The sequence below is a fragment of the uncultured Campylobacter sp. genome, from assembly GCF_938045205.1.
Taxonomy (GTDB): Bacteria; Campylobacterota; Campylobacteria; order Campylobacterales; family Campylobacteraceae; genus Campylobacter_B.
In genome coordinates, this window is the sequence record NZ_CALIMY010000044.1 from 1 (window position 1) to 12,623 (window position 12,623).

12 protein-coding genes and 1 tRNA gene are annotated in these 12,623 nt (G+C 47.7%); 1 reads left to right on the forward strand and 12 read right to left on the reverse strand.

The features are described 5' to 3' along the window. Nucleotides 1–150 precede the first annotated feature (150 nt). Entirely contained in the window at nt 151–966 is an 816-nt protein-coding gene (locus tag Q0198_RS02695; RefSeq protein ID WP_297894651.1) for a hypothetical protein, read from the forward strand. 46 nt (nt 967–1,012) lie between these two features. Here Q0198_RS02695 and Q0198_RS02700 read toward each other — a convergent pair. The 12 genes from Q0198_RS02700 to pglC form a co-directional block, all read right to left on the reverse strand. Then, nucleotides 1,013–1,097: transfer RNA gene (locus Q0198_RS02700), tRNA-Leu, on the reverse strand. A gap of 69 nt (nt 1,098–1,166) precedes the next feature. Then, nucleotides 1,167–1,505: an ATP synthase F0 subunit C gene (gene atpE, locus Q0198_RS02705; RefSeq protein ID WP_297894654.1), complete on the reverse strand. Its 339-nt coding sequence runs from the start codon at nt 1,503–1,505 to the stop codon at nt 1,167–1,169. A gap of 157 nt (nt 1,506–1,662) precedes the next feature. Continuing rightward, on the reverse strand, nt 1,663–3,177 hold the full coding sequence (locus tag Q0198_RS02710) for a 2-isopropylmalate synthase (RefSeq protein WP_297894657.1): 1,515 nt from the start codon (nt 3,175–3,177) through the stop codon (nt 1,663–1,665). An 85-nt stretch (nt 3,178–3,262) separates the two neighbouring features. Then, nucleotides 3,263–4,012 (reverse strand): CDP-diacylglycerol--serine O-phosphatidyltransferase, encoded by a 750-nt coding sequence (gene pssA / locus Q0198_RS02715; protein ID WP_297894660.1) that lies wholly within the window; start codon nt 4,010–4,012, stop codon nt 3,263–3,265. A gap of 126 nt (nt 4,013–4,138) precedes the next feature. Then, nucleotides 4,139–6,088: an ATP-dependent zinc metalloprotease FtsH gene (gene ftsH / locus Q0198_RS02720; RefSeq protein ID WP_297894662.1), complete on the reverse strand. Its 1,950-nt coding sequence runs from the start codon at nt 6,086–6,088 to the stop codon at nt 4,139–4,141. After that, nucleotides 6,085–6,948, reverse strand: a complete 864-nt coding sequence (locus Q0198_RS02725) for a 50S ribosomal protein L11 methyltransferase (protein WP_297894665.1) — start codon at nt 6,946–6,948, stop codon at nt 6,085–6,087. The genes ftsH and Q0198_RS02725 overlap by 4 nt, the downstream gene beginning before the upstream one ends. Before the next feature lie 78 nt (nt 6,949–7,026). Beyond that, nucleotides 7,027–7,734 (reverse strand): 1-(5-phosphoribosyl)-5-[(5-phosphoribosylamino)methylideneamino]imidazole-4-carboxamide isomerase, encoded by a 708-nt coding sequence (hisA, locus tag Q0198_RS02730; protein WP_297894668.1) that lies wholly within the window; start codon nt 7,732–7,734, stop codon nt 7,027–7,029. Next, nucleotides 7,734–8,477: an imidazole glycerol phosphate synthase subunit HisH gene (gene hisH / locus Q0198_RS02735; protein WP_297894669.1), complete on the reverse strand. Its 744-nt coding sequence runs from the start codon at nt 8,475–8,477 to the stop codon at nt 7,734–7,736. Before hisH ends, hisA begins: the two co-directional genes overlap by 1 nt. Next, on the reverse strand, nt 8,474–10,279 hold the full coding sequence (locus tag Q0198_RS02740) for a nucleoside-diphosphate sugar epimerase/dehydratase (protein WP_297894670.1): 1,806 nt from the start codon (nt 10,277–10,279) through the stop codon (nt 8,474–8,476). The genes hisH and Q0198_RS02740 overlap by 4 nt, the downstream gene beginning before the upstream one ends. Then, entirely contained in the window at nt 10,279–11,376 is a 1,098-nt protein-coding gene (gene pglE, locus Q0198_RS02745; protein ID WP_297894676.1) for a UDP-N-acetylbacillosamine transaminase, read from the reverse strand. Before pglE ends, Q0198_RS02740 begins: the two co-directional genes overlap by 1 nt. A 116-nt stretch (nt 11,377–11,492) precedes the next feature. Beyond that, entirely contained in the window at nt 11,493–12,092 is a 600-nt protein-coding gene (gene pglD / locus Q0198_RS02750) for a UDP-N-acetylbacillosamine N-acetyltransferase (RefSeq protein ID WP_297894672.1), read from the reverse strand. Continuing rightward, a partial coding sequence (gene pglC / locus Q0198_RS02755; protein WP_297894674.1) for an undecaprenyl phosphate N,N'-diacetylbacillosamine 1-phosphate transferase occupies nt 12,079–12,623 on the reverse strand: 545 nt, incomplete at its 5' end. The genes pglD and pglC, both read right to left, overlap by 14 nt.

Consider the following 12,623-nt stretch of genomic DNA (forward strand, 5'->3'; position numbering starts at 1 on the left):
AGATCCAAATATCAAATTTGCAAATTTAAATTTACTTGTTGCTTGAATTTAAAAGCAATAGCAAGTTTAAATTTGTAAATTCATAAAATTCAGTATCAGTGGTACTGACCGAGATTGAATTTGCTAGGAAATTTTATAAAAAGGATTGATTTGAATAACGATATAAAGCAACGAGCCGAGCAGTTAAGAAAAAACGTAGAAGCAAAAATACAACAAGCTCAAATCAAAGAGCAAAAATATCAACAATGGCTTGAAAATCAAAAACAAAATAATCCGAATTTTAGGGATTATGATGAAAATCCGCTTATCATACAAAGCTATGAAGAGTTTTTCGTTTTAACATTGCTTAGTTCATCTTTTATTTCTTGCCTAATACTTTTTGGATTATTAGAAAATTTATGGGATTATGGAACTATTGAAGATAAAGTATTTTTTTGGTTTAGTTTAATCCCTATAACTTACATTGTTATTGTCGCAATTTTTCAAAAATTCAAATTTAAAAATCATAAAATAAAATTCACAAATCACTATATAGAATTTTATGATTATGGAAAATTAAAAAGACAATGTAAAATATTAGAGGACGAATTAGCTAGAACATTTTTTGCTAATTCCTGTGTTAAAACAGAGAAATTTCATATACTGGTATATTTTATAATAATACTTTCACTAATTATCGATGGTGGTAAGTTATTATTACCCTTGATTTTATTTTATTTTGTAAATTTAACATTCAAATTTATTTTTTACTTATTCAGAAATAAAAATTTGAAAGGTTTTACAGCCTTACCTTTTATAAGAATATCAAATGAAGTTTTTACGGTATCTATGTATGCTACACCAGTTTCGGGTAGATATTTTATGATTTATTTATATAACGATGAAATTTATAAAGAAGTTAAAAAATATTTTTTGCAACAAGGTATAAACATAGATAATTTACCGAAAAGGTATTCAATTTTTTAGTAACAAAATTTAATAAAACCAAAAAAATAGGGAAAATTTTAATAGATGGTGCGACCGACGAGATTTGAACTCGTACGCCTTACGGCACTACCCCCTCAAGATAGCGTGTCTACCAATTCCACCACGGTCGCATAATTTTTAAAGCTTAATCTTAAGCCTTGAGTTATATAAGTTTAAAGCCCGATTTCTCGGGCTTATGATTAATTTGCAGCAGCCTTTAAACCCGCTGTCAAAAAAGGATTTACGAAAAGCAAGATAAATGAAATAACTAATGCATAGATAACCTGCGCTTCGATCATCGCTAGCGAAATATACATCGTATTCGATAGCTTGCTAGCTACGCTCGGATTTCTAGCGATGCCGTTAAGTGTCGCGCTAGCGGCATTTCCCATACCTAACGCGCCACCCAAAGCGGCTAGACCTAAAACGACTGCAACGGTAATTGCAGAAAAAGAAACGATCTGAGTGTAAGCGCTTAGCTGCTCGTTAGCGAAAGCCGCGCCGCAAAGTGCGAATAACAATACAAGAACTTTTTTCATAAAAGTCTCCATAAATAAATTTTAAAACGAGTTTCGGCTCAATACCCCCTACTCCAACGTTTTAAGTGTGAAATATTATTAAAATTTTGCTTTTGATTTGTTTAATCTGGCGGAATTTGCGTTAAATTTAGCAAATCCCGCCGAACACTCCGACATCTTAGCGCTTAGCGTCCAGATATGTGTTTAGCGCCGCAACGTAGGCCTTTGCAGACGCCAGCATCGTATCTACGTCAAGTCCTCTGCCGATGATGGCGCCCTCGCCCGCAAATTCCACCTTAACGGTTACTTTCGCCAGCGCGTCTTTGCCCTGTGAAACCGCTTTTACTTGGTATTCTTTCAAGCTACCGCTGATACCGCTGATACGATCTATCGCCTTAAATATCGCATCCACGCCGCCGTTTCCAAGCGCGCTATCGCTTAAAATTTCATCCTTATACCTTAGCGTAAGCGCGGTGCTAGCGTGTCCTTTGTTGCAGCTATTAGAGCTTAAAACCAGCACTTCATAGGTCTTCTCAGCCCCCACGAACTCGTCGTTTACGAGCTCTCTAATATCCTCGTCGAAAACGTCCTTTTTACTATCTGCAAGCGCTTTAAATTTATTAAACGCGATCTCAATCTGCTCGTTACTAAGCTCATAGCCCAAAGATACCAGCTTGTCTTTAAAGGCGTGGCGGCCGCTGTGTTTGCCCAGTACGAGCGAGTTTTTATCAAGTCCGATATCCTCAGCATGCATGATCTCGTAAGTTTCTTTGTGTTTTAACACGCCATCTTGGTGGATGCCGCTTTCATGCGCGAAGGCGTTTTTGCCCACAATCGCTTTATTAGGCTGCGGCTCGATGCCGGTAATGCTCGCGACTAGGCGGCTGGATGGGTAAATTTCTTTCAAATTTATATCGGTATAAAGCGGCGCAAATTTATCCCTGCGCGTCTTGATCGCCATTACGATCTCCTCTAGCGCGGCGTTGCCCGCGCGCTCGCCGATACCGTTTATCGTGCACTCGACCTGTCTGGCTCCTGCCAAGATAGCGGCTAAGGAATTTACGGTAGCCATTCCCAAGTCGTTGTGGTTATGTACCGAAACTACGGCGCGCTCGCCGATAAGCTTAACGAGCTCGCCTATGCGCGCAGTGATCTCGTCCGGATAGAGATAGCCCACCGTATCGGGGATATTTATGGTGGAGGCTCCGGCGCTTATCGCGGCGTCGCAGATCTCTTTTAAAAAACCCATATCGCTTCTGCACGCATCCTCGCAGCTAAACTCCACGTCATCGCATAGGCTTTTTGCGTATTGCACAGACTCTACGGCGCGCTTTATGACCTCTTGCGGCTGCATTTTAAGTTTAAATTCCATATGAATGGGGCTTGTAGCGATGAAGGTGTGGATGCGGCCGAGCTTCGCACCCTTTACCGCTTCGCCGGCGGCTTTGATATCTTTTTCTAAAGCGCGCGCAAGAGAGCATACGCGAGCCTTGCTAACCGCGCCCGCGATCTTTTCTATCGCGTCAAAATCCCCGGGGCTTGCCGCTGCAAAACCCGCCTCGATAACATCTACGCCCAGCTTTTCAAGCTGCAACGCAAGATGGATCTTCTCGTCCGTATTCATCGACGCTCCAGGGCTTTGCTCGCCGTCACGAAGCGTCGTATCGAAGATTATGATTTTATTTTTATCCATTACAAATCCTTTCAAAGGGTTAAAATTTGGCAAAATTATAGCCGCGCAAACTTAAAAACAATCGCGGCGATAAACATATCTGAGATTATTTCGCCGTTTCTTCGGGTTTGTCTTTTTTATGAAATTTAGCCGCGCTTAAATTTAAAGCTCCGCGAACCAAACCGTAAACGATATAAACCAAAGTGAGCACCGCAGGGAATTCCAGCCTGAAAAGATATAAAAGCGAGAAAAATATGACGATTAGAAGCACTAAAATTTTAATCGCGTTGGGGCGCTTTAGGCTGATCTTTTTAAAGCTCGGAAAGCGTATGTTGCTTACCATCAAAAACGATAGTGCCGCCATTGCGATGATCAAAAATACGCCAAATCCTTTGGAGAGCTCATATTTTAGATAAATTCCGATCCAAAACGCCATCGTAATCGCCGCCGTTGGTATCGGCAGCCCGATAAAAACGCTAGGCTCGTAGGTGCCCGTAGTGACGTTGAATCGCGCCAGCCTGATCGCGCCGAAAACCACGTAAAGCGCAGCTACAAGCGAGCCGACCTTACCGTAATCGTGCCCGATCGCGCAATAAAATAGCAGCGCCGGCGCGACGCCGAAAGCAACGATATCCGCAAGGCTGTCAAATTCCACGCCGAATTTCGATGTCGCATGCGTTAGCCTCGCCACGCGGCCGTCAAGCCCGTCGCAGATCAAGGATAAAATGATATAAAAGATCGCGGCGCTGAAGTTGCCTTTGATCGTAGAAATTATGCTGATGACCGCTAAAAATGCACTTGCCGCCGTGAAAAAATTCGGCAATATGTAGATTAATTTTCCCTTTTCCTCTTCCATCTCTTACTCTTTAAATTTTATTTTTACACCGCTTTTCATTCGGTGCCGCGGATCGCGCATAAAACGCCTTAGCGCGACCTTCTTAAAATTTAGCCCTAAGTTCTTACCGCGCGCGAAGCTTTAAATTTAAGCTTCGCTCTTTGCGCTTTCGATATCGTCGTTAGCGCCTAAATTTCGCACCAGACGGGTAGGCATGCCGTTGTCTTTTTCAAATTTAGAGATGATCTCCACGATCTGTTCGCCCGATACCGTCTCCTTCTCATACAGTGCCTTTACCATCTCCTCGATCGCCGGAGCGTAAGTCCTTAGCGTCTCTTTTACCGCTGCGTAGCGCTCGTCCAGCGTCTTGCGGACATATTCGTCGATCTTAACCGCCGTTACCTCGCTGTAATCCTTGATGCTCTGTCCGCCGTTTAGGAAGGAGTACTGCTGCTTTTCTAGCACCGCAAGCCCGAGCGCCTCGGTCATTCCGACCTGAGTAGCCATGAATTTAAGCATATCGGTAGCGCGCTGTAGGTCGTTGCCCGCGCCGTCGGTGATCTCGCCTAAAAACACGTCCTCCGCCGCACGTCCCGCCAAAAATGTATCGATCTCGGCAAAAATTTCATGGCGCTGATGCAGATATCTATTTTCAAACGGAGAATTTAGCGTATAGCCCGCGGCACTCAATCCGCGCGGTACGATAGTTACTTTAGATACCGGCATCGCGCCTTTGGTAAGCTCGGCGATGAGCGCATGGCCGCTTTCGTGATAGGCGACGATTCGCTTTTCGATCGGGCTTACGCGGCGCGATTTTTTAGCCAGTCCGATACCGACGCGTTCAATCGCTTCAAGTAGGTCTTTTTGCTCGACCTCCGCCTTTGCCTCGCGACCCGCTAAAAGCGCGGCTTCGTTGATGATATTTGCAAGATCGGCTCCCGCAAAGCCCACGGTAAGGCGCGCGATCTCTTCGATATCGATGTCGCGGGCAAATTTAACGTCGCGCATATGCACCTTCAAAATCGCCATTCTGCCGTCAAAATCGGGTCTATCGACTAGAACCTGCCTATCGAATCTGCCCGGACGCAGAAGCGCTGCATCCAGCGTCTCAGGACGGTTAGTAGCCGCAAGGACGATTACCGGGCTTGATTCCGAGCCGAAGCCGTCCATCTCGGCAAGCAGCTGATTTAGCGTCTGCTCGCGCTCGTCGTTGCCTCCGCCAATACCGCCTGCGGTTCTGCTTTTGCCGATCGCGTCGATCTCGTCGATGAAAACGATCGCCGGAGCCTGTTTTTTAGCGTTATCAAATAGATCGCGCACTCTGCTGGCGCCCACACCTACGAACATCTCGATGAAGCTCGAACCCGATACCGAAAAAAACGGCACATCCGCTTCGCCCGCGACCGCTTTGGCTAGCAGCGTCTTACCCGTGCCCGGAGGGCCCACTAAAAGCACGCCTTTTGGAATTTTAGCCCCGAGGCTGATATATCGCTCGGGGTTTTTTAAGAAATCTACGATCTCCTTAACCTCCTCTTTCGCCTCTTCGACGCCCGCTACATCGCTAAATTTAACCTTCGGCTTTTCGGCGCTTACCAGGTTTTTAGAGCTTCCGATGCCGAGCACGCCGCCGCCCATATTGCGCTGCATGCGGTTGGCTAAAAACATCCAAATTCCAAAGAAAATCACAAGCGGCAAGACCCAGCTAAAGAGCAGATCGGTCAAAAAATTGCTCTCGTTATACGCGCCGTATGGAATTTTGCGCGATTCTAAAATTTGAACTAGCTCGGGATCATCCACGCGCTTGGCGGTGTAGATTACGTTGCCTACTTGCGCTTTAATCGTGGAGCTTCCGATGGAAACCATGCTTACTTGAGAGTTTTTGATTTGCGATTTTAGCTCGGAGTAAGTTACGTTTCTACTCTCGCCCGAGACGGAGCTCAGCACTCCACCGCTATCAAATCCGCCACTTGGGGATATCGCTTTAAACACCACTATCAAAATAAGCGCGAAAATTATAAAAACGCCGATCGGATTTTTATTGAAAAAATTGTTTCCGCCGCCGTTTTGAGGGGGTTGATTATTTGGGTTGTTATTCATATCTTCCTTTCATATACGAAGCTAAGCCATTCGTTTTGCTTTTTCATCTGCACGAAATTTAAATCCGAAAAGGCTTGCTCTATCCTATCTTTATATTTTTCTAAAATTCCCGACAGCACGAGCTTGCCGCCAGGTTTTAGCGCTTTTTTCAGATCCGCGCTTAGGATCAAAATCACGTCGGCGATTATATTTGCGACGACGAGATCAAACTGCGGCTGCGCGGCTGCGCTTGAGCTTTGCTCACCCAAGCTTGAAACGCTGCCGAGCCAAATTTTATCGATCTGTACACCGTTTTTCTCGGCGTTTTGCTGCGTAGCGGCCACTGCCTGCTCGTCGGTATCGCAGGCGCTTACCTTTGCGCCCAGTTTTTTCATCGCGATACTTAAAATTCCGCTGCCGCAGCCCACGTCAAGCGCGCTCATGCCATCGCGAGCAAGCTCGCTAAGCAGCGCCAGGCACATATTGGTACTTTCGTGATGACCTGAACCAAACGCCAGCGCAGGATCGATCAGCAGATCGATTAGCGCGCGATCTTGCGATCTTTCGCACCAGCTCGGACGGACGTAAAATTTGCCGACCGCCACGGGCGCGACGCCTTTTTTGTATTCGTCGAGCCAGTCTTTATTTTGCTTTTTTGAAATTTCGATCTGTAGATCGGCGTCTAAATTAAGAGATCGCGCAAGCCCCTTTTTAAACTCTTCAAACGCAAATTTTAAATTTTGCAGATCCTCTTCGTCGCGGATTATGAAACGCTCGCCACGTTCTTCGACGCAGGTAACGCCGAGCTCAAACGCAAAGTTTTTAAAAAGCTCGCTTGCATTCGCGCTTTTTACGATCATCTCATAAAAAAAATCTTTCATCGCCTCACATCGCCTTTAAATTTTAAAATTTGCATATTACTAAAATTTAGTTCAAACTTTGCTTACGCTCGGGCGTTTTTATAGAGCTTCAAACGCCTTTTTAAGATCGAGCGTGCCCTCGTAATACGCCTTGCCGACGATGACGCCTGCGATGAGCTCTGCGTTTTTAAGCGCGATTATGTCGCTCATATCTTTTACGCCGCCGCTTGCGATAGTATCGATGCCGCAAGCTTTCGCGATAGAGCGGCTAAATTCTACGTTCACGCCGCTTAGCATCCCGTCGCGCGAGATATCGGTGCAGATGATCGCGCAAACGCCTGCGTCCGCGTAGTCTCGAGCCAGATCAGTCGCTTTTACGCGGCTTAGCTCCGCCCAGCCCTCGGTCGCTACGAGCCCCTCTTTTGCATCTATGCCCACGACGATGCGGTAAAGCTTCGCCATTTGCTTTACGAAATCCGGATTTTTAAGCGCCGCCGAGCCCAGGATAAATCTATCGACGCCTAAGCTCAAATACTGCTTTATGCGCGCTTCGTCGCGGATGCCGCCGCCCACTTCTACGCGCAGACGCGTGCTTTTTACGATCCGCTCGATCGCTTTGAAATTTACCGCCTCGCCCGCAAACGCGCCGTCGAGATCAACCAGATGCAGCCATTTAGCGCCAAGATCTTCAAATTTTTTGGCTAGCTCGCAGGGGTCTTTGGAATAAATTTTTGCGCTTTGCATCTCGCCCTTGCTAAGACGCACGGCGCATCCTTGTTTCAGATCGATCGCAGGGAAAATTTCCATCACAGCTCCGTAAAATTTTTAATGATTTTTATGCCCGCATCGTGGCTTTTTTCGGGATGCGGCTGAAAGGCGAATACGTTTTCGCGCCAGATCGCGCTTGCAAACTCATAGCCGTAAAACGTACTCGCAAGCGTGATCTCGCGCGCGCAAAGGACGTGGTAGGAGTGCACGAAATACAGATACTCAAACTCGCCTAGGCCTGCATTTATCGGCGAGCGCTTAATAAAATGCGCGCTGTTCCAGCCGACATGCGGGATCTTTAGGCTTTCGGCACAAGTGGAATTTTGTCCGCAGCGCTCGCTAGGTTCTGCCCCGTCTGAATTAAATTCCGCCTCGTCCGATCCAAATTTCGTATTTTCTCTAAATTTCATATTTTCGGACTTGGATTCCGCTCCCCGAATATTAAATTTCGTTTTGTCAAATTTTACGACGCGACCGGGTAAAATTCCAAGCCCGCTGCGCGCGCCGAATTCCTCGCTTTGCTCAAACAAAAGCTGCATCCCCAGGCAGATGCCTAAAAAATATCTGCCGCTTGCGACGAACTCTTTAATCGCGGCGTCCATACCGCTTGCGCGAAGCTTATCCATCGCCTCGCCGAATGCGCCCACGCCCGGAAGTAGAGCCTTATCGCAGCTCAAAAGCTCCTCGGGGCTGCGCACGAGGCAAAATTTAGCGCCGCAAAAACTAAGCGCGTTCATCACGCTTTGGATATTGCCCGCGCCGTAATCCACGATACCGATCAAGCCGTGCCCTTCATATCGTTTAATCGGTGCGAAAACTCGGGCACGATGCGCTTTAGCTTATCCGCAACCTGCGCGTCCTCGCACTCCGAAAGCTCCTCGATCTGCGAGCTTAGCTCTTGCAGGTCGTATTTTGCGGAGTGAGTTACGAATATGGATTGGTACTTCGTGCTCTTGTCGTTTTCATCGATCAAAAGCTCCTCGTAAAGCTTCTCACCGGGACGCAAGCCTACAAATTTAATACCCAGCTCCTCCTTGCCGGCAAGCTGGAGCATTCGCTTGGCAAGATCGGCGATCTTTACGGGCTCGCCCATATCCAGCACGAAAAGTTCGCCGCCCTGCGCGATGGAGGCTGCTTGAAGCACGAGCTGGCACGCCTCGCTAACGAGCATAAAATATCTCGTAATCTCGGGGTGCGTAACGGTAAGCGGCTCGTTCGCTTCGATCTGGCGTTTAAATTTAGGAATGACGCTGCCGCTTGAGCCGAGCACGTTTCCGAAGCGTACCGCGACGATCTGCGTGTCGCTTGCCGCGTCGTTGGAATTTAGCGCGTAAAGCTCGCAGATACGCTTCGTCGTGCCCATAATATTTGTCGGTCGTACTGCCTTGTCGGTCGAGATCAAAACGACCTTTTTCGCGCCGTATTTTTTAGACAGATCGATTACATTTTTTGTGCCGACGATATTGTTCTTGACCGCTAGATGCGGATTAAACTCGCATAGCGGCACGTGCTTATACGCCGCTGCGTGCACGACTACTTCGGGATGAAATTCTGCAAAAACCTCCTCCAGCTCATGGCGATAAACGACGTTTATCATCTTTAGCTCGTTACGCGCGTCCGCGCCGGTGGCTTCGTTAATCGAGTAGAGGTTAAACTCGCTGTGTTCGACCATAATGAGCCGCTTTGCGCCGAATTTCAAGCATTGCTTGCAAATTTCGCTTCCTATCGTGCCGCCCGCGCCCGTTACCAGCACGATCTTATCTTTGATAAAATTTTCAATCGCCTTGGTGTCGAGATCTTTGGGCTTGCGCGCGAGCAGATCCTCGATTGATACGTCGCGGATCTTTTTACTCTCATCCTCCAAAAGCGAAAAGAGCTTAATATCCTTTAACCCGTATGCAAAAAGCTCGTCGTAGAGCTGCTTTAGCTCGTCCGGATACAGCGCCAGCGCGATGATTGCGGTTTTGGCGCCGCTATCTTTGATCATCTGCGGAATTTCGCCCTTGGCTCTGACGACGTAGTTTTCGCAATAGGTCCCTACTAGCTCAGGCCGCCCGTCCACGACGCCCACAGGATAGTAGTTGATATATTTTTGCCGCATACCTTTTAGGACGTGAAAGGTCTTGCTCGTAGCGCCTACGACGATGCAGGGCTCGTTATTCGTGATGTTTTTCTTCTCGCTTAGAAACATCCGCTTTGAAATTCTAATCCCACCGATTAAAATAAACGAGATTGCCGCATCGATGATGATGACCGAGCGCGGGAATGGGTTAAAAATTTTACTTGCTAGAAAAAACAGGATTAAAAAGGTAAGCGCTGCCATCACGTGTGCATAAAAGAGCTTTCTTGCTTCGTATAGCCCGAAAAATCTCCACGGAACTAAATAGATCCGCAAAAACCAAAAATAGAAAATTTTAATCGCAGTAAGGCTCGAGGCGCTAAGCAGCGCGCCTTTATAAAATTCGTTCGGTATATCTCCACTAAATCGCAGCAAAAACGCGATATAAACGGAGAGGATCGAGATAAAAATATCTCCCAGCAAAAAAAACGCGAAGCGGCTAAATTTAGTGGGTTTTAACAGCATCAGATGTTTTCTTTTACGATTTTTACGACGCGCTCAATCGTCTCGTCGCTCATATCGGTGCCGCTAGGAAGGCAGATGCCGCGACTAAACATATCTTCGCTCGTGCCGTCAACTACGCTAAGCGCGCCTGCGAAGATGCTTTGCAGATGCATCGGCTTCCAAAGCGGGCGAGATTCGATGTCGGCTTTATTTAGCGCATCGATAACCTTTAGATGAGCGTCTTTTTTCTTAAATAATAGCGTTGTAAGCCATCTGTTGCCCTCGCCGCCTTCGACTTCAGGCATAAACTCCACGTCGGTGCCCCTAAACAGATCCTCATAAATTTTAAAAATTTCGCGTTTTCTCTTTACGCGCTGCGGCAAGACCTCCATCTGGCCTACGCCGATAGCGCCCAAGACGTTGCTTAAACGGTAGTTGTAGCCGTAGTCTTTGTGTTCGTAGTGAAGCAGCGGCTCGCGCGCCTGAGTGCTGTAAAATCTAGCCTTGGCGATTAGCTCCTCGTCGTTTGAGATCAACATTCCGCCGCCTGAGGTAGTGATGATTTTATTGCCGTTGAAACTTAGAGCGCCGCATTTTCCGATGCCGCCCAGCGCCTTACCCTTATAAAATCCGCCCAGCGCCTCCGCGGCATCCTCGATGAGATCGATATTTTCATTCGCGCAAATTTCGCATATCTCATCCATCTTTGCAGCCTGTCCGTAAAGATGCGTAACGACGAGCACCTTTGGCTTTTTCGGCGATTTTTTGATCGCTTCTTTAAGCAGCTTCGGACTTAAATTCCAACTCTCGTCGCTGTCTATCAGCACCGGCACGCAGCGCTCGTAAAATATCGGATTTAGCGACGCCATGAAGGTAAACGTGGATCCTAACACCACGTCGCCGTCCTTTACGCCGCTGCAACGAAGCGCCAGATGAAGCGCCGCCGTGCCTGCGTTTAGCGCCAGCGCGCCGCGCGTGCCAGTATAGGACTTCACTGCGTCCTCAAAGCGATTGACGTATTCGCCCAAAGGCGCGATATAGTTGCTTTCAAATACCTTTTTTATATACTCAAGCTCATCGCCGCCCATATTCGGTGGGCTTAAAAATACTCTTGCCATCTTCATCCTTTCTTGATCTTTAAATTTAACCTCGCGCGATGCAAGGCTAAATTTAGCTTTCGGCATAAAATTTAAATGCTCGGATTTTATCACTTTTAATGCTATAAATTTTAAATTTAGCTATTTTTTTTAATCACGCGAGCAGGCACGCCTACGGCTACGCTGTCGCTAGCTATGTCGCGCACTACCGCGGCGCCCGCACCGATAATGCAGCGCTGCCCGATCTTTAGCCTCTGAATGACGCTAGCGCCGATTCCGATGTGCGAAAACGCCCCCACCTTCACGCCGCCCGCAAGCGCCGCGTTTGGGCTAATGTGCGCGAACTCGCCGATCTCGCACTCATGCTCGATTACGACGCCTGAATTGATTATCGCGCCGCGACCGATTTTGGCTCGCGCGTTTATCACGGCGCCGGGCATTACGACCGCACCCTCGCCGATAGAGGCGCTTGGGCTAACGATGGCGCTTTGATGAATTAGCGTCGCTATCTCAAAACCCGCGCGTGCTACTTTCTCTTGGATCTTTGCGCGGGTTTTATTATCGCCGATTGCGATTATTACGGGATGCTTCGGTAGATCCTCGCTAAATTTCAGCCCCGCCGCGTCGTCTAAAAAAACGACCTCGCTAAATTTAGCCCCGCGCGCGGCTAGCACGACGTCGGCAACCACCAGCCCATGTCCGCTTGCGCCGTAAACATAAATTTTAGTTGTGCCCATTAAATTTCTCCGTCGTCGCCATGCCCTCTTTATTCACGCCCTCTTTCGCAAGCACTTTTTTAATCGTTAAAAGCGCGATCTTAAGATCGAGTGCGAAGCTTAAATTCTGCGCATAATACGTGTCGAACTCAAATTTTTTCTCCCAGCTGATCGCGTTGCGTCCGTTTACCTGCGCAAGCCCCGTGATGCCCGGGCGCACGCTGTGTCGCAGGCGCTGCTGCGGCGAATAAAGCGGCAGGTATTCGATCAGCAGCGGTCGCGGTCCGATGAAGCTCATATCGCCCTTTAGCACGTTGAAAAGCTGCGGCAGCTCATCCAAGCTTAGCGCGCGGATCTTTTTGCCGTATTCATTGAGCCGCTCTTCGTCTGGCAGAAGCTCGCCGTCCGCGCCGCGCTCGTCGCTCATCGTTTTAAATTTGTAAATTTTAAAAATTTGCTCATCAAGCCCAGGGCGAGATTGCGTAAAAATCGTACTTTTGCTAATGTGTTTGCGGATCAAGAACCACGTAAGCGCCATCACGGGCGAAACCA

What these genes read in the sequence shown, in the direction of transcription:
- hisA (WP_297894668.1), bottom strand. Translation starts at nt 7,734, where the DNA reads ATGGAAATTTTCCCTGCGATCGATCTGAAACAAGGATGCGCCGTGCGT.
- pglE (WP_297894676.1), bottom strand. Translation starts at nt 11,376, where the DNA reads ATGGCAAGAGTATTTTTAAGCCCACCGAATATGGGCGGCGATGAGCTT.
- Q0198_RS02725 (WP_297894665.1), bottom strand. Translation starts at nt 6,948, where the DNA reads ATGAAAGATTTTTTTTATGAGATGATCGTAAAAAGCGCGAATGCAAGC.
- atpE (WP_297894654.1), bottom strand. Translation starts at nt 1,505, where the DNA reads ATGAAAAAAGTTCTTGTATTGTTATTCGCACTTTGCGGCGCGGCTTTC.
- ftsH (WP_297894662.1), bottom strand. Translation starts at nt 6,088, where the DNA reads ATGAATAACAACCCAAATAATCAACCCCCTCAAAACGGCGGCGGAAAC.
- pssA (WP_297894660.1), bottom strand. Translation starts at nt 4,012, where the DNA reads ATGGAAGAGGAAAAGGGAAAATTAATCTACATATTGCCGAATTTTTTC.
- Q0198_RS02740 (WP_297894670.1), bottom strand. Translation starts at nt 10,279, where the DNA reads ATGCTGTTAAAACCCACTAAATTTAGCCGCTTCGCGTTTTTTTTGCTG.
- Q0198_RS02710 (WP_297894657.1), bottom strand. Translation starts at nt 3,177, where the DNA reads ATGGATAAAAATAAAATCATAATCTTCGATACGACGCTTCGTGACGGC.
- pglD (WP_297894672.1), bottom strand. Translation starts at nt 12,092, where the DNA reads ATGGGCACAACTAAAATTTATGTTTACGGCGCAAGCGGACATGGGCTG.